A 13,534-nucleotide genomic window follows, 5' to 3' on the forward strand; every position below is an offset into this window, starting at 1 on the left:
TCAAACGTCAGGCATATGGATTCAGGGATAATTGGTACTTCAAGCTCCGATTATATTTTATTCACGAATCCATCCCGGCATTTCCCGGATGAATCGTTTATCTGATAACGCAACCCAAAGCCTGTGGGGAAATCATGCCGTCAAAATATTTTCGCGTGGACAGAAACAAGTGGCCTGGCGTTTATTATTACACAGGGCAGGGCAGGGTTAAAGGAAAACCGGATCTCTGTTATTGGATCAATTATAAAATTGATGGAAAGCTGAAATGGGAAAAGGTGGGCTGGAGATCCGAGGGTTACACTCCGCAGATCGCAGCCGAGATCCGGGCCGAGCGCGTCAAGAAGGCCCGGCATGGCGAAGCTGTTAAAACGGCAAAAGAGATCCGGGCCGACAACATTCACCTGACCAGGACTGTGCAGCAGATCGGCAAGTCATACTTTGAAGAAAAAGAGGACTCGCTCCGGGGTTATTACGCGGATATAAACCGTTTTGAGCTTCATATAACCCCGCTTGTGGGTGATCGAAAAGTAAGTGAGCTTACCATCCTTGATGTGGCTAAAATCAAAAAGGCCCTGGCAGATCGTTCACCCGGTACGGTCTGGAACGTTTTGGAGCTTCTCCGCCGGATTGTGAATTATGGGGCCAAAACAGGTTTATGCCCGCGTTTGAATTTCATAATGCCGATGCCGAAAAAGGATAACGAGGTTATAGAGTTTTTAACGGCAGAGGAAATGCAGCGCCTTCAAGAGCAGATGGACGCATGGCCGACCAGTGAGGCACCCCGGATGCTTAAACTGGCAATGTTTACCGGCATGAGGCGCGGCGAAATATTCGGGCTGCAAGATCAGGATCTTGATTTTGACCACAAGTTGATCCGGTTATCAGATCCCAAAGGCGGCAGAACCGTCAAGCTGCCTATGAATCCGATAGCAGAAGAGATCCTCCTGGAACAACTGGAACACCGGAACCGGCTGCACCCGGATTGGAGCTATGTATTTCCGGGGAGGGGCGGCCACAAGCGTGCCACTTCAAAGGCTGTGCAGCGGATCAAGGAAAAGGCCGGGCTGCCTGAAAAATTCAGGATATTTCACGGGCTGCGGCACCACTTCGCTGTGACCCTGGCGAACTCCGGGGAGTTTACCCTTGATATGATCGGAGAACTTCTTACCCACAAATCTCACCAAATGACCCGCAGATACGCTTCATTCCTGCCGGATTCAAAGCAGAAGGCCAGCACCAGAGCGGCGGAACTTCTGCAACCTACCAAGTCAAAAAAAAATAAAAACGAGAAATCAGAGGGTTAGATTTTATTTGATGTTCTTTTAGATTTTATGCTTGACTTTTATGTTTAATGTGTTTAACATGATAAACAACAGATAGCAGAAGTATATTTTTTTAAGGTTGGTGTTTAACATGATAAACAAAAAGGAGATCGTATTATGAAGAACTTATCAACTGAACAGGCTGCCGAGTATTTAAAGTCAATCGGCGTGCGGGTTTCCAGGAAAACCCTGGAGGCCTGGCGATGCTACGGACGCGGACCCGCTTACCACAAGGTTGGGAACCGGGTCTTTTACCGAACACCGGATCTTGACAAGCTGGCAGATGGTCAGCGCGTGGAAACCATAGATTCGAGGGGTTGATATGAACTGGCTAAAGCCTATTAAGAAAAACATCCCTGATGAGTTGAAGCAATATCCGCAGTGGGTCTGCTGGAAGGCTGAAAAGCGCGGCGACAAGTGGACAAAGGTTCCTTATGATCCCAAAACCGGCAGAAACGCTAAAGCAGACGATCCGGGCACCTGGGGCGATTTTGAAACGGCATGGAAAGCGTATCAGTCCGGCGAATACACAGGCGTGGGGTTTGAATTGGCAGCTGATGATCCTTTCTGTGGATGGGATCTTGATCATTGTCTTGAGCCTGGGGGCGCGATTGAGTCCTGGGCGACTGAAATAATTGGTTCCCTGGAAAGTTATGCGGAAGTAAGTCCTTCGGGGACCGGACTCCGTTCTATTGTGAAGGCAGGACTCCCACCGGATGGCCGGAAAAAGGGCGATGTTGAAGTTTATCAAGAAGGCCGCTTCCTTACCATTACTGGACACCTATTTCAACCCTTCGGGGGGAAGGCGAAACCGATTGAACCCCGGCAAAACGCTGTGGACGCGCTTCATGCTAAAATTTTTGGCAACGGGTATAAGCCGGGATCAAACCAGAAAAAAGCCTCAGATCCGCCACAGGATGATGCCGAGATCCTGGAAAAAGCATTTGCCTCTAAAAACGGGGATAAGATCCGGGCTTTATATAACGGAGATACCGCCGGGTATAATTCGCAATCGGAGGCGGATTCCGCCCTGTGCTATTACTTAGCTTTTTGGCTGGACAGAGATCCACAGCGGATTGATGCGGTTTTCCGGCAGTCAGGGTTATACAGGCCGAAATGGGATAAAAAGCACAAGTCCGATGGCCGCACCTACGGACAGCTAACCATTGACAACGCCATTTCCGATACCTCCGAAACCTACCACCAGGGCCGGTCCGATGGTGGGCAGTCTGCCGGGATAGATCCGAATGACCCGCCGGACCCGCTGCCATTGACCAGGGAAAGTGTATCAGCAGAGCCTTATCCTGTGGACGCCCTGGGGCCGATTATCGGACCGGCTGCAAAAAAGATCATGGATGTGGTTCAAGCCCCGGATGCTGTCTGCGTTCATTCGGTATTAGCAGCCGCAACGCTGTGCGTTCAGCCGTTTGCCAACATTAAAATTGATGGCCGGCGCTTTCCGATTCTGGAATATTTCATTTCCATTTGCTCCACAGGGGGGCGGAAGTCTGAAGCAGACAAGACCGCCACAGCAGAAATCCGGCAATGGGAGGAAGAACAACTCCGGGAATACCATCGGGCTTACAAGGCTTACTCTGATGCCCATGAAGCGTATGAGAACCAGAAAAAAAAGATCACTGGCAACAAAAAATTAACCCTGGATGAACAAAGTCAGCAATTAGCAACCCTCCGCAAAAGTGAACCGGAAAGACCATTTAATCCTGTAAGGCTTACCACAGATCCGACCTTTGAGGGGCTTGTCAAGCTGTTTGAGCGTTCTCTTCCAACCCTGGGGTTGTTTGCAGATGAAGGTGGTCTGTTTTCCGGCGGGTTTTCAATGACTTCAGAGAAACAGTTGTATTCAGCAGCCGGGTATTCAAAGTTTTGGGATGGTGCAAGGATTGACCGTATCCGGGCCGGGTCTGAGTCCTTTTCACTTTATGACCGGCGGTTGACCGTTCACCTGATGATGCAGGACCAGGTTGCCGGGGATTTTTTCAACAACCCTGTGTTGCAGGACCAGGGCTTACTTTCCCGCTTCCTTGTGGCCTTTCCAGCGCCTACGGTTGGCACCCGCATATATAAGGAAGAAAACCTCCAGGAATCTGAAGAAATGAAGCGGTTCCACAGCCGGGTTAGCGAACTTTTAAGCCGGGATCTTCCTCTGAAGGTGGACAAGAAAACAGGCCAGGTACTCAATGAATTGGAACCGGCGGACCTGGAGTTGACAACAGAGGCGAAGCGGTACTGGATCGAGTTTTATCAGGCTGTGGAGTTTAACAGCGGCAAGGATGGAACCTTTGAGAATATTCCGGGATTCGCAAACAAGGCACCAGAGCACTGCCTCAGGATCGCTGGCGTGCTCACTCTGTTTGATAATCCTAAAGCCAGGGTGATTGACCTGGACCACGTTGAGGCTGCCACCACACTTGTGGAGTATTACCTCAATGAACGAATCCGCGTTCGTGGTATGGCACAGCCTGACCAGCAGTTATTAAGAGCACAAGAATTGCTCAAATGGTTAAAGGATAAAGGGCTGAAACGGGTCTGCCTTCCCGATGTTTACCAGTACGGGCCGAATAAGCTACGGACAGCACAGCAAGCCAGAGATACCGTCAATGTCCTTGTGAACCATTATTACTTGATCCACAAGGAAGGGAAACACAAGTCTGAGATTGACGGAAAAACCGCCAGGGAATCATGGATCATTCGATGAAGAAATTTTCATTTAATAAAGAGCAAGCTGCTAAAGTTGCTAAAGAAGCTAATGCAGAAGAAAAGCAACAAGTTGTAAATGCTAACGAGTTGCTAAAGTCTGCTAATGATTCTGGCACCCATGTTGATGAGCAGGAGTTTTTAGCAAGCATTAGCAAACCTTTAGCAAGCAACATTTTCAATAGAAACAATAACTTTAGCAATATTAGCAACATTAGCAACGAGGCAGGGCTAAACTTAAAAATTGAACCTATGGCCGAATGTCTGCATGGCAAAACCTGTGCGGATCTTCAGGCACCTGGAGAGCAGCGCCCGGTCTGCCGGATAGGTGGTGAGCCTGTATTCGATCTTGAACAATGCCCTAAAGGGTGGTGGTTTAAATGAAAATGCCATTTGGCAAATACCGAGGTTTTGAGGTTGACGAGATCCCGGAAGATTACCTCCGATGGCTTGTGAAAAACGTGAATCTCCGGGAGCCTCTTCGCTCCTCTGTGTTTGAGGCCCTGGATGAACACCCGGAAAGGGAAATCCTGCCGGAGCAGGCCACTATAAAAACGATTTACCGGCGGTTATCAATGAAATATCACCCGGACAAAGGTGGCGACACAGCGGCGATGCAGGCAATAAATGATTTTTATGCAGAGCTAACAAAAATGGCTTGACTTTTTTTGTTATATATGTTTAACATGTTTAATAAATCTACATTTAAAGGAGATACCGATGGCGGAGAAAAAATTCACTGGGATTCGCATGTTTCCGGAGGACGCTCACAAGTTAAAGATATGGGCTGCTGAAGCGAATAAGCCAGTTGGGGACGTACTTCAAGACCTGGTTAATTTTGTTGAGCAGCAGGCCGAATGCAGACGGCAGCTATTCCAGGGTGAGGGCCTTACTACTTATGCGCGGCAACCGACTCTAAACCTGGCATTGATGGCCGATGCCACCGTTAAAAGCCTGCTGCAAAAACCGCCGGAGGGTTTAAAGCAAGATCCCGAATGGGGGCCGGCAGACAATGAAGAATGGTAACATCATAGAGGCCCGCACCCAGCACTTGCTTGATGCCCTTCGCGCATACAACATTGACCCAGCGCAATACCTGGAAGGCGTGGTGCACCGGCTGGATGCAGAAGCAGCGCAGCGCCGGTTACAAAAAAAGCGCAAAAGGCAGCGACAATATGCTGATGGGTAGGGGCCTGCTCGCATCTTGTCAAGGTGCCTGGTTAAACCGCACGGGTATCCGAGCTTTAATGCTAACACACAAAAAAAGGGAGCGTGTTGTGCGCGCGTGCGCGAAGGGGTGGGCGGCCTTGTGATCTTCCCAGCGGGGCCGAGTTAAACCATACGCAGCCATTCACGCGCAGTTTTGAGAAAATTTCAGGGGTGATTTTTAAGGAGAAAACAATGGAAATAAACGAAATCATTAAAAGCATTAACGAAGCCATGAAGCCTGAAATTGCCGACTGGCAGCAGTTGACAGATGAAGAACTGGAAAAGGTCCATTACGTCCAGCATAAGATTTTGGATGATATTGATTTCCACCATGCCTACAGAGACGGCGTTATCTCTAAGGGGCAGATGGACAAAATCAATGCCTTTGAGGAGTGGAATGAATCCCTGGGGGGGTTGACGACTAAAATTTAATTACATATCGGGCTAATCTTCGGCTGATCCCCGGAGAGACAGCATTTAAGGCGGCCATCGTGGGGCCACGACAGGAGAAATCCTGCCCACGTTGTGCCGCCTTTTTTGTTGCCCTGGGAGCAAAAGCAATGTTGACGCAATACCTAACCAAACGTTTTGACCAGCGCCCGACCAAACTTGAGCTTGAAAAACGACTCCGTGCGCGAGGGTATAGCCGGAACGAGGCAAAGCGCCTTGTGCACCAGGTGGGAGAGATTGACCGGGAACTTTTAAAGCCTCCCGTCAATAAGAGCGAAAAACCGAGTCCATGAGGCCGACGTAATGCGATTTCATGGCCTGCGCTGATGCAGGGATCGGGTTTGACGCTCGAATATAACGACACACAATAATAAAACAATAAGAAAGGAAATTATATCATGAGTACAGAACTTAAAGAAACCATCGAACAGCTGGGTGAGTCCTTCCGGGGGTTCAAGGAAAAATACGAACAGCGGCTCGAACAGGTGGAACTGAATCAGAACCGCATCCCGGCACCCGGCAACACCAACATGACCGCCGAGCAGAAGGAACACCAGGACGCCTTTGTCAAATGGCTTCGCAATCCCGGTTCAGCAAGGGCAAAGGCTATGGTTGAAGAACTCCAGGAAAAGGCTGTCACCATCGGCAGTGACCCTGCAGGCGGGTATGCCGTGCCGGAAGTTATTGCAAAGCCTTTGCTTCAGCAGCTCCGGGAGCTTTCCCCCATCCGGCAGATTGCAAAAGTTGTGACCGCTGCATCCAGCGATTTCAAATATCCCCTGGACATTGGCGGCATTTCAAGCGGCTGGGTGGGCGAAGGCGGCACCCGCAACGAAACCGACACCCCGCAGCTGTCACAGCGCGCGCCTACCTTCGGGACCGTGTACGCGCTTCTGAAAGCCAGCGAGGAAAGCATGATGGATATTCACTTTGACGTGGGCCAGTGGCTGCGTGAGCGCGGAAGTGAAGAACTTTCCATTCAGGAAGGTGATGCTTTTGTCAATGGCAATGGCAGCAACAAGCCTACCGGTTTTCTGGACGGAACCCCCGAGGCTGTGGGTGATAATGATTCACCGGGGAGAACCGCCGGAGAATTGCAGTATATTCCCACCGGCGTGGCTGATGGATTCGGTACAATGGAAACCGGCAGCCCCCCGCACTATCCGGCGGATGTGCTTTATGACACCGTTTATACCCTGCGGGCACCTTACCGCAAAAACGCTGTATGGCTGATGAACTCCGCTACTGCCGGCGTCATTCGGAACTTCAAGGACGGCGATGGGCGTTATCTGTGGACTGATAGCCTGGTGGTGGGCCAACCGGCCACACTGTGCGGATACCGGGTTTTCATTGATGACGTTGGTATGCCCGATGTGGGCGCGGACGCTTTTCCTGTGGCCTTCGGGGATTTCAACCGGGGCTATCTGGTTGCCGATTCCTTCGGCCTTCGGGTAACAGTGGATGATAATATTACCGTGCCCGGGCAATGTCGCTTTTATTTGCGCAAAAGAGTAGGTGCGTGCGTCCTTGATGACAATGCCATTAAACTTATTAGATGCAGCGAAAGCTGATGACATATCCGCCCGGCTCCGTGGCGGTATAGTAACGGGCTATTTTCAATGGCCGCCCTCCCGGAGGCGGTTGCAATATCCGGGGCTTCGCTCGCGGACGGACCGGCTGCCGGAATGGTGGCCGGTTCGGACCGTGGGGGAGGGGGTTAAAGACCATGACCCAGAACCTGAAAACCGCTGCCATACTCGTGGCATATAGAAATTCATTTCCGCCTTTAAAAATTTTGAGGACACCATGACCACACCCAAAACACCCAAAACATTATCCCGAGAGGCCGCCGGATGGTGGCGAAAATTGCAAGCCGAATATGACATTGCAGACGAGGCGGGCCGCCTGCTGCTGCAAACGGCGTTAGAAAGTTTTGACCGAATGCGCGAATGCCAGGGCGCAATAAAAAAAGACGGCCAGGTGGTAAAAGACCGATTTGGCCAGGATAAACCCCATCCGCTCTTATCTGCGGAAAGGGACGCCAGGGCACAGCTCATGCAGGCGCTAAAAGCGCTCAATCTTGACCTGGAAGTAACCCCGCATCCAGGCCCCGGCAGACCACCGGGGCGATAGGGGGGAAACATGGCATTAAAACGCAAACCCCGGACCCGTCAAGCAATGCCGGACCATGTCAGGCGGCTTTTTTTGATTGGATCAGGCTGCAACACACAATACACACCGCAGGAAATCCGCGAGTTGTGGCAAAAGTACGGAAGGCAATTCCTTCAAAGCCTGCCACCGTATGATGAACGGCAAAGCGAGTTTCAGCGCAAGCCCATGATATTCAACCTTTTGGGAACGACCGAGGAACGGGAATGGAAAAAACTGAACGCTTGACTTGCTCCTGCTGTGGAGGGGAAACCGATTTCAAGATTTATTTCAAGCCTAATGGCCGGGTTTACTCGGTGCCGCTATGCAATTCATGTTTCCAGAAACACCATATCAATGAAGCCTTTTTAAACGCCTGCCTCTACCACCAGGAGAATGCACTTGAGCCGTGTTTTAGCCGATAAACGGAAACCGGATTGCCGGCATTATGACCGCTGCCTTGACGTGGCCGCAAAAGCAAATGAGGTTTTCACCTGCGAGGGCTGCACCCGGTACGAGCCGGAACCCTGCCGAAATGACGAATATGACGCGGCCTGCTGCAAAGCACTTGTGGCCACGATAACATACCCCGAAGAATACAGCGAGCAGCAACCACAAAAACTTGTCCGGCATTTTTTGGACGCGCACAGCAATTTTGAGGAACCAGACCACACCGGAACCCGTACGGCACGCGCGTGAAGCCCTGAGAGCCTCAAATTTGGACGATCGGGGGCAGAGTAAGGGTGTGCCCCCTTGAAAAATCCCTTGATTTTCTGTGAACACCTGATATGGTTGATCTATCCTAAAATCGAAAACCGGAAGGACCTCCGTCAATGGTCTTTTTTTATGCGATCAAAAAAAATTACGCGCACTGGTAGCCGGTATCCGCAAGGACCGGGCGGCCCGTTTTCGAGCCGTAGGACTGCCAGTGCGTTTTATATTTGAAAGGGGGAAACATGGGGATCTATTGCCATTGGGACACACAGGGCGACACCGTGGGCTGGTACTGCGAAGTAACAGAAAACGGCATGACCGTTGACGACTCCATGAAAGCATGGTTTCCGGTCAATGTTGATGATTTTACGGCTGACCAGGCCGATGCCCTGGAGAAGGCGCTCGTTGAGAATTTTCCGGGCCATGAGATTACAATCAGGCAATAAGGGGGTGCACCATGACGACTTTATTTGAAATTTACGAGGCAGCAATGGACAACGCTGGAAACCATGACGGCGAGGTGAACGCGCATTATTTCATGGATTACGCGGAGGGGGCAATGGGGATAACCCTGGACCGGGATCAGGCCGAATACATGGAGAAGATCCACAATCAATATGCCGCCCTGCCGTGGGATCAGGAGTATCAGAACCAATATCATCATCATGTTGAAAAGCCGCTGGACGTTGAAGCCCGCAAAACCGCCCGGATCTTTGCCGAACCCACCGGCCTTTATCACGTCTGCAATGATGACGGCAATATGCTTGATGCCAGGGGCGGGGGCCACCGGACAAAAGCCGATGCCATGCGCGCAGCCGCCTTTGATGGTTTTACCCATGCCACCGGAAGCGGATGCTACTGGGAAGGCGTGCGGCGTATTCCGGCGGAGCTGAGGGGGTAACACTACGCGCGCGCGTGAGATGCAGGGGCGCCCATGTTAAGGAACCGGTTCCTGAACATGATGTAACACTACGCACGCGCTCGTGAAGCAATGGCCGCCCTGGGGAAACCTGGGGCGGTTTTTTTATGCTTCTGGTTAGGCATGGGTTAGGACAAAAGGAAAAGGCCGCCGAAGCGACCTTTTTAAACCCTTGATTTTATTGGTAGCGGGGAGAGGATTCGAACCTCTGACCTTCGGGTTATGAGCCCGACGAGCTACCAGACTGCTCCACCCCGCAATGTTGAATTATAATTTATAGCGATTTGCAACACGCTTGTCAAGCATCTTTTTTACCAGCCAGGGCACAAATCTTTTTTTGGATTTGATCGGCCCTTTTGGCGCGGGTCTTGTCATCTGCCAGACGCACCTGGATTTTTTTGGAACGGCTGCTTGTCCCGGAAATGATTTCCAGATCCGATTTGGCAACATTTAGCTTCTTTGCCAGAAATTTGATGCACGCGCGGTTAGCCTCCCCGTCCACGGGCGGGGCGGTCAGGCGGATTTTCACCGCATCCTCTCGAACCCCGGCGATCCGGTTGGCTGCGGACCGGGGCTGGATGTGCACCTTGAATACAAGGCCCTGGCCGGTTGTCTGAAAGTGCAGCATCGGCCCGAATTCCGGTTTTTTAAGAATGGCAGGAAGATATCGCTTCCTGGATCAGGGCTGCGAGTTGATCGTATTCGTATGCCACGGCAATTTGGGGAAACTCCTGGACCACGTTTTCCGGAGGCCGGAACAAAAAGGCATTGTCTGCCGTTTGCAGCATGCTGATATCATTGTAGGAATCACCAAATGCAATGACCCGGTAATTCAGATCCTGCAGTGCCCGGGTGGTCTTTTTTTTGCCGTTTTCCTGCCGCAGTTCATAGCCGGTGATCCGGCCGGTGTCAGCGACCTTCAGGCAGTTGCAAAACAGGGTGGGGCGCTTAAGCTTTTCCATCAGGGGCCCGGCAAACTCCAGAAACGTATCTGATACAATAATGATCTGGTGCTCTGCCCGGATTGCGTCCAGAAACTCCAGGGCCCCGGGCAGCGGTTCGATTTCCGCGATCACCGCCTGAATGTCGTTTAAGGTCAGGCCGTGGGCGTCGAGTATGGAAAGACGTTTGTCCATTAACACGTTATAGTCGGAAATATCCCGGGTGGTGAGCCGGAGTTCTTCAATGCCGGTTTTTTCCGCCACATTGATCCAGATCTCGGGCACAAAAACCCCTTCCAGGTCAGAACAGAGCATGTGCTGCATGAATCTATTATCCTTCACGATTGCTGTTGGGCTTTTTCTTCCTCGGGCGCTTCCATGCGGATGAGAACCGGCGGCTGGGGGATGACTTCCAGTTCAGCGATTTTGGCCAGGGCTTTTTTGACCTGGGCCTCGCAGGCCTGGTGGGTCAGAATGTATACGGGCACCGCACCATTTAGTTTGCGTTCGGTCTGTCGAACCGACTTGATGGAAATGTCATGGTCCCCGAGTATGCCGGCGATTTTGGCCAGGACGCCCGGCTGATCCATGGCTGAAAAGCGGAAATAATAATGGGTGAAAATTTCATCCATGGGCTTGACGGCCATTTTTCGGATCTGCTCCATCCGGAAGGAAAGTACAGGCACCCGCATGGCCCCGCCGGCCACAATGCTGCGGGCAATGTCGACCACATCGCTGATCACAGCGCTGGCAGTGGGCATCATCCCGGCACCGTGGCCGTATAAAATCATGTCGCCCACCGCGTCTCCGGAAACAGTCACCGCGTTCATGGTACCGCTGACATTGGAGAGCATGTCCTCAAGGGGAATCATGGTGGGATGCACCCGGGCCTCGACGCTTTGGCCGTCAAACTTGGTGATGGCCAGCAACTTGATGGCGTATCCGCACTGGGCCGCAAATTCAATGTCCATGGGGGTGATTTCCGAGATTCCTTCAATGTGGATATCATCGTAGTTGATCTCCATGCCGAATGCAATGGCCGATAAAACGGCCAGTTTGTGCGCCGTGTCAAACCCGTCCACGTCCAAAGACGGATCGGCCTCGGCATAGCCTTCGGCTTTGGCAAGGTCCAGAGCCTGCTCAAAGGACATGCCTTCGCGGGTGATCCGGGTGAGAATGTAATTACAGGTGCCGTTTAAAATTCCGGTAACCGCCTGGATGCGGTTTCCCACCAATGATTCCCGGATGGTTTTGATAATGGGCATGCACCCGCCCACGCTGGCCTCGTAAGCCAGAGCCACGCCTTTTTCCGCCGCCAGCCGGAAAAGCTGGTTTCCATGGGAGGCCAGCAGGGCCTTGTTGGCAGTCACCACGTGCTTGCCGGTTTCAATGCACCGGCAAATAAACTGCCGGGCAAGGTCGATTCCCCCGATCATTTCCAGGACAATGTCGATTTCCGGGTCATTGATCACTTCGTAGGGGTCCGTGGTCAGAACGCCCGGGGCAAAGTTCATGCCCCGGTCCCGCGCAATGTCGAGATCCGCGCCTTTTTTGAAAACCAGTTCAGCGCCCAGCCGGGCGCTGATCACGTCGCTGTTTTCCACAAGCAGCCGGGCGACGCCGGTGCCCACGGTTCCGAGTCCGATAATTCCGATATGGATCTGCTTCATGTGTTTCATGAACCTGCCTTTAAAGGGCCTTTTTAATGCCCCGGACTGCCTGTTTGATGCGCATGTTATTTTCAATCAAGGCAAAGCGGACGTATTCGTCTCCGTATTCGCCGAATCCGACCCCGGGCGAAACCGCCACCCGTGCCTCCCGGATCAGTTTTTTGGAAAATTCCAGGGACCCCATTTTCCGGAAAGGTTCGGGAATCCGGCCCCAGACAAACATGGTGGCCTTTGGCGGGGAGATTTCCCAGCCGGCCCGGGCAAGGCCCTGAATCAGTGCGTCCCGGCGGGACTTGTAAATATCGCAGGTTTCGGTTACGCACTCCTGGGGGCCGTTTAGGGCGATGATGCTGGCGATCTGGATTGGCTGGAAAATGCCGTAGTCCAGATAGCTCTTAATGCGTTTTAACGCCGCAACCACTTCCTGGTTGCCTACGCAGAAACCCACCCGCCATCCGGGCATGTTGTAGCTCTTGGAAAGGGAGAAAAACTCCACGCCCACATCCTTGGCGCCCTTGGCCTGCAGAAAACTTGGCGGCTTGTAGCCATCAAACACGATGTCCGCATAAGCCATGTCATGGATCACCAGGATATCGTGCTCCTTTGCAAAATCCACGATTTTCTGGAAAAAATCGAGATCCACGGTTTCAGTCGTGGGATTGTGCGGAAAGCACAGCACCATGACCTTGGGCTTGGGCCAGGTATGCTTGGTGGCGGTCACCAGGTTTTCAAAGAAATCCGTGTCCGGCCCCAGGGGCACGTAGCGTACATCCGCCCCTGAGATAATGGCTGAATAGGGATGGATGGGATATGTGGGGTTGGGGGAAAGCACCACGTCACCGGGCCCGACCGTGACCAGCATCAAGTGAGAGATCCCCTCTTTTGCCCCGATGGTGGCAATGGCTTCTGTTTCGTAGTCGATATCAACGTCATACCGGCGTTTATACCAGTCCGCGATGGCCATTCGCAGCTTTTTAATGCCCATTGATGCGGAATAACGGTGGTTATGCGGCTTCTGGGCGGCTTCCACGAGTTTGTCCACAATATGGTCGGGCGTTCCGAGATCCGGATTGCCCATACCCAAGTCCACGATATCTTCACCCGCGTGCCGCAGCTCCATTTTCAGTTCGTTGACAGCGGCAAAGACATACGGCGGCAGACGGTTTAATCTGGCAAATGGTTTCATGTTCACCTCGTTTGTAATACCCGTTGTGTAAAGGACGATGTTGTGTTTGAATACACCACATTGGCGGGGTTGTCAAAAATTTTGTTTTGACTTTTATTTGCATTTCAGATATCAAGTTATACTTTTTAAGTTATCGGCCGCACTTTTCTGAAATGTTTTCAGCAACCCCGTAAACGTCAACTTTTTACGGCGCCATCTGAAATCAGACTTTTTACGGTGCCATCAATTTTTGCAGTTTTTTTTGGAAATTTTCTGCGGAT

The 13,534-nt window shown here is 51.8% G+C and carries 18 protein-coding genes and 1 tRNA gene; 14 read left to right on the forward strand and 5 right to left on the reverse strand.

Annotation, left to right across the window (positions count from 1 at the left end; all coding sequences use genetic code 11):
- The first annotated feature begins 413 nt into the window (after positions 1–413).
- The 14 genes from HNR65_RS18070 to HNR65_RS16760 all read left to right on the forward strand — a co-directional run bounded on the left by HNR65_RS18070 (position 414) and on the right by HNR65_RS16760 (position 9,459).
- Entirely contained in the window at positions 414–1,304 is an 891-nt protein-coding gene (locus HNR65_RS18070) for a tyrosine-type recombinase/integrase (protein ID WP_220128427.1), read from the forward strand.
- Positions 1,305–1,439: 135 nt separating this feature from the next.
- Positions 1,440–1,643 (forward strand): helix-turn-helix transcriptional regulator, encoded by a 204-nt coding sequence (locus HNR65_RS16700; protein ID WP_220128428.1) that lies wholly within the window; start codon positions 1,440–1,442, stop codon positions 1,641–1,643.
- A 1-nt stretch (position 1,644) separates the two neighbouring features.
- A complete protein-coding gene (locus HNR65_RS16705) occupies positions 1,645–4,038 on the forward strand; it encodes a phage NrS-1 polymerase family protein (protein WP_181552676.1) in 2,394 nt (797 codons plus the stop codon).
- Entirely contained in the window at positions 4,023–4,421 is a 399-nt protein-coding gene (locus tag HNR65_RS16710) for a hypothetical protein (protein WP_181552677.1), read from the forward strand. Before HNR65_RS16705 ends, HNR65_RS16710 begins: the two co-directional genes overlap by 16 nt.
- On the forward strand, positions 4,418–4,699 hold the full coding sequence (locus HNR65_RS16715; RefSeq protein WP_220128429.1) for a J domain-containing protein: 282 nt from the start codon (positions 4,418–4,420) through the stop codon (positions 4,697–4,699). The genes HNR65_RS16710 and HNR65_RS16715 overlap by 4 nt, the downstream gene beginning before the upstream one ends.
- Positions 4,700–4,757: 58 nt before the next feature.
- Positions 4,758–5,063, forward strand: coding sequence for a hypothetical protein (locus HNR65_RS16720; RefSeq protein WP_181552678.1), 306 nt, complete (start codon positions 4,758–4,760; stop codon positions 5,061–5,063).
- Complete coding sequence (locus HNR65_RS16725) at positions 5,050–5,226, forward strand: hypothetical protein (protein WP_181552679.1); 177 nt, start codon at positions 5,050–5,052, stop codon at positions 5,224–5,226. The genes HNR65_RS16720 and HNR65_RS16725 overlap by 14 nt, the downstream gene beginning before the upstream one ends.
- Before the next feature lie 212 nt (positions 5,227–5,438).
- Complete coding sequence (locus HNR65_RS16730; protein ID WP_181552680.1) at positions 5,439–5,678, forward strand: hypothetical protein; 240 nt, start codon at positions 5,439–5,441, stop codon at positions 5,676–5,678.
- Between the two features lie 416 nt (positions 5,679–6,094).
- Positions 6,095–7,267, forward strand: a complete 1,173-nt coding sequence (locus tag HNR65_RS16735; RefSeq protein WP_181552681.1) for a phage major capsid protein — start codon at positions 6,095–6,097, stop codon at positions 7,265–7,267.
- A 235-nt stretch (positions 7,268–7,502) separates the two neighbouring features.
- On the forward strand, positions 7,503–7,829 hold the full coding sequence (locus HNR65_RS16740; protein ID WP_181552682.1) for a P27 family phage terminase small subunit: 327 nt from the start codon (positions 7,503–7,505) through the stop codon (positions 7,827–7,829).
- 9 nt (positions 7,830–7,838) lie between these two features.
- Positions 7,839–8,093, forward strand: a complete 255-nt coding sequence (locus tag HNR65_RS16745) for a hypothetical protein (protein ID WP_181552683.1) — start codon at positions 7,839–7,841, stop codon at positions 8,091–8,093.
- A 153-nt stretch (positions 8,094–8,246) separates the two neighbouring features.
- Positions 8,247–8,543: a hypothetical protein gene (locus tag HNR65_RS16750; protein ID WP_181552684.1), complete on the forward strand. Its 297-nt coding sequence runs from the start codon at positions 8,247–8,249 to the stop codon at positions 8,541–8,543.
- Between the two features lie 257 nt (positions 8,544–8,800).
- Entirely contained in the window at positions 8,801–9,004 is a 204-nt protein-coding gene (locus HNR65_RS16755; protein WP_181552685.1) for a hypothetical protein, read from the forward strand.
- A gap of 11 nt (positions 9,005–9,015) precedes the next feature.
- Positions 9,016–9,459, forward strand: coding sequence for a hypothetical protein (locus HNR65_RS16760; protein WP_181552686.1), 444 nt, complete (start codon positions 9,016–9,018; stop codon positions 9,457–9,459).
- A 200-nt stretch (positions 9,460–9,659) separates the two neighbouring features.
- Here HNR65_RS16760 and HNR65_RS16765 read toward each other — a convergent pair.
- The 5 genes from HNR65_RS16765 to alaC form a co-directional block, all read right to left on the reverse strand.
- A tRNA-Met gene (locus HNR65_RS16765) sits at positions 9,660–9,736 on the reverse strand.
- 39 nt (positions 9,737–9,775) lie between these two features.
- Positions 9,776–10,105, reverse strand: a complete 330-nt coding sequence (locus HNR65_RS16770; RefSeq protein WP_181552687.1) for a DUF167 domain-containing protein — start codon at positions 10,103–10,105, stop codon at positions 9,776–9,778.
- Positions 10,106–10,124: 19 nt separating this feature from the next.
- Positions 10,125–10,742: a bifunctional phosphoserine phosphatase/homoserine phosphotransferase ThrH gene (gene thrH / locus HNR65_RS16775; RefSeq protein ID WP_181552688.1), complete on the reverse strand. Its 618-nt coding sequence runs from the start codon at positions 10,740–10,742 to the stop codon at positions 10,125–10,127.
- Between the two features lie 14 nt (positions 10,743–10,756).
- Positions 10,757–12,097, reverse strand: coding sequence for a homoserine dehydrogenase (locus HNR65_RS16780; protein WP_332309043.1), 1,341 nt, complete (start codon positions 12,095–12,097; stop codon positions 10,757–10,759).
- A gap of 10 nt (positions 12,098–12,107) precedes the next feature.
- A complete protein-coding gene (gene alaC / locus HNR65_RS16785) occupies positions 12,108–13,274 on the reverse strand; it encodes an alanine transaminase (RefSeq protein WP_181552689.1) in 1,167 nt (388 codons plus the stop codon).
- Positions 13,275–13,534 lie beyond the last annotated feature (260 nt).

Origin of the sequence: Desulfosalsimonas propionicica, from assembly GCF_013761005.1 — a bacterium.
GTDB classification, from domain to species: Bacteria; Desulfobacterota; Desulfobacteria; order Desulfobacterales; family Desulfosalsimonadaceae; genus Desulfosalsimonas; species Desulfosalsimonas propionicica.

What these genes read in the sequence shown, in the direction of transcription:
- HNR65_RS16700 (WP_220128428.1), top strand. Translation starts at nt 1,440, where the DNA reads ATGAAGAACTTATCAACTGAACAGGCTGCCGAGTATTTAAAGTCAATC.
- HNR65_RS16705 (WP_181552676.1), top strand. Translation starts at nt 1,645, where the DNA reads ATGAACTGGCTAAAGCCTATTAAGAAAAACATCCCTGATGAGTTGAAG.
- HNR65_RS16710 (WP_181552677.1), top strand. Translation starts at nt 4,023, where the DNA reads ATGGATCATTCGATGAAGAAATTTTCATTTAATAAAGAGCAAGCTGCT.
- HNR65_RS16715 (WP_220128429.1), top strand. Translation starts at nt 4,418, where the DNA reads ATGAAAATGCCATTTGGCAAATACCGAGGTTTTGAGGTTGACGAGATC.
- HNR65_RS16720 (WP_181552678.1), top strand. Translation starts at nt 4,758, where the DNA reads ATGGCGGAGAAAAAATTCACTGGGATTCGCATGTTTCCGGAGGACGCT.
- HNR65_RS16725 (WP_181552679.1), top strand. Translation starts at nt 5,050, where the DNA reads ATGAAGAATGGTAACATCATAGAGGCCCGCACCCAGCACTTGCTTGAT.
- HNR65_RS16730 (WP_181552680.1), top strand. Translation starts at nt 5,439, where the DNA reads ATGGAAATAAACGAAATCATTAAAAGCATTAACGAAGCCATGAAGCCT.
- HNR65_RS16735 (WP_181552681.1), top strand. Translation starts at nt 6,095, where the DNA reads ATGAGTACAGAACTTAAAGAAACCATCGAACAGCTGGGTGAGTCCTTC.
- HNR65_RS16740 (WP_181552682.1), top strand. Translation starts at nt 7,503, where the DNA reads ATGACCACACCCAAAACACCCAAAACATTATCCCGAGAGGCCGCCGGA.
- HNR65_RS16745 (WP_181552683.1), top strand. Translation starts at nt 7,839, where the DNA reads ATGGCATTAAAACGCAAACCCCGGACCCGTCAAGCAATGCCGGACCAT.
- HNR65_RS16755 (WP_181552685.1), top strand. Translation starts at nt 8,801, where the DNA reads ATGGGGATCTATTGCCATTGGGACACACAGGGCGACACCGTGGGCTGG.
- HNR65_RS16760 (WP_181552686.1), top strand. Translation starts at nt 9,016, where the DNA reads ATGACGACTTTATTTGAAATTTACGAGGCAGCAATGGACAACGCTGGA.
- HNR65_RS16770 (WP_181552687.1), bottom strand. Translation starts at nt 10,105, where the DNA reads ATGCTGCACTTTCAGACAACCGGCCAGGGCCTTGTATTCAAGGTGCAC.
- thrH (WP_181552688.1), bottom strand. Translation starts at nt 10,742, where the DNA reads ATGCAGCACATGCTCTGTTCTGACCTGGAAGGGGTTTTTGTGCCCGAG.
- HNR65_RS16780 (WP_332309043.1), bottom strand. Translation starts at nt 12,097, where the DNA reads ATGAAACACATGAAGCAGATCCATATCGGAATTATCGGACTCGGAACC.
- alaC (WP_181552689.1), bottom strand. Translation starts at nt 13,274, where the DNA reads ATGAAACCATTTGCCAGATTAAACCGTCTGCCGCCGTATGTCTTTGCC.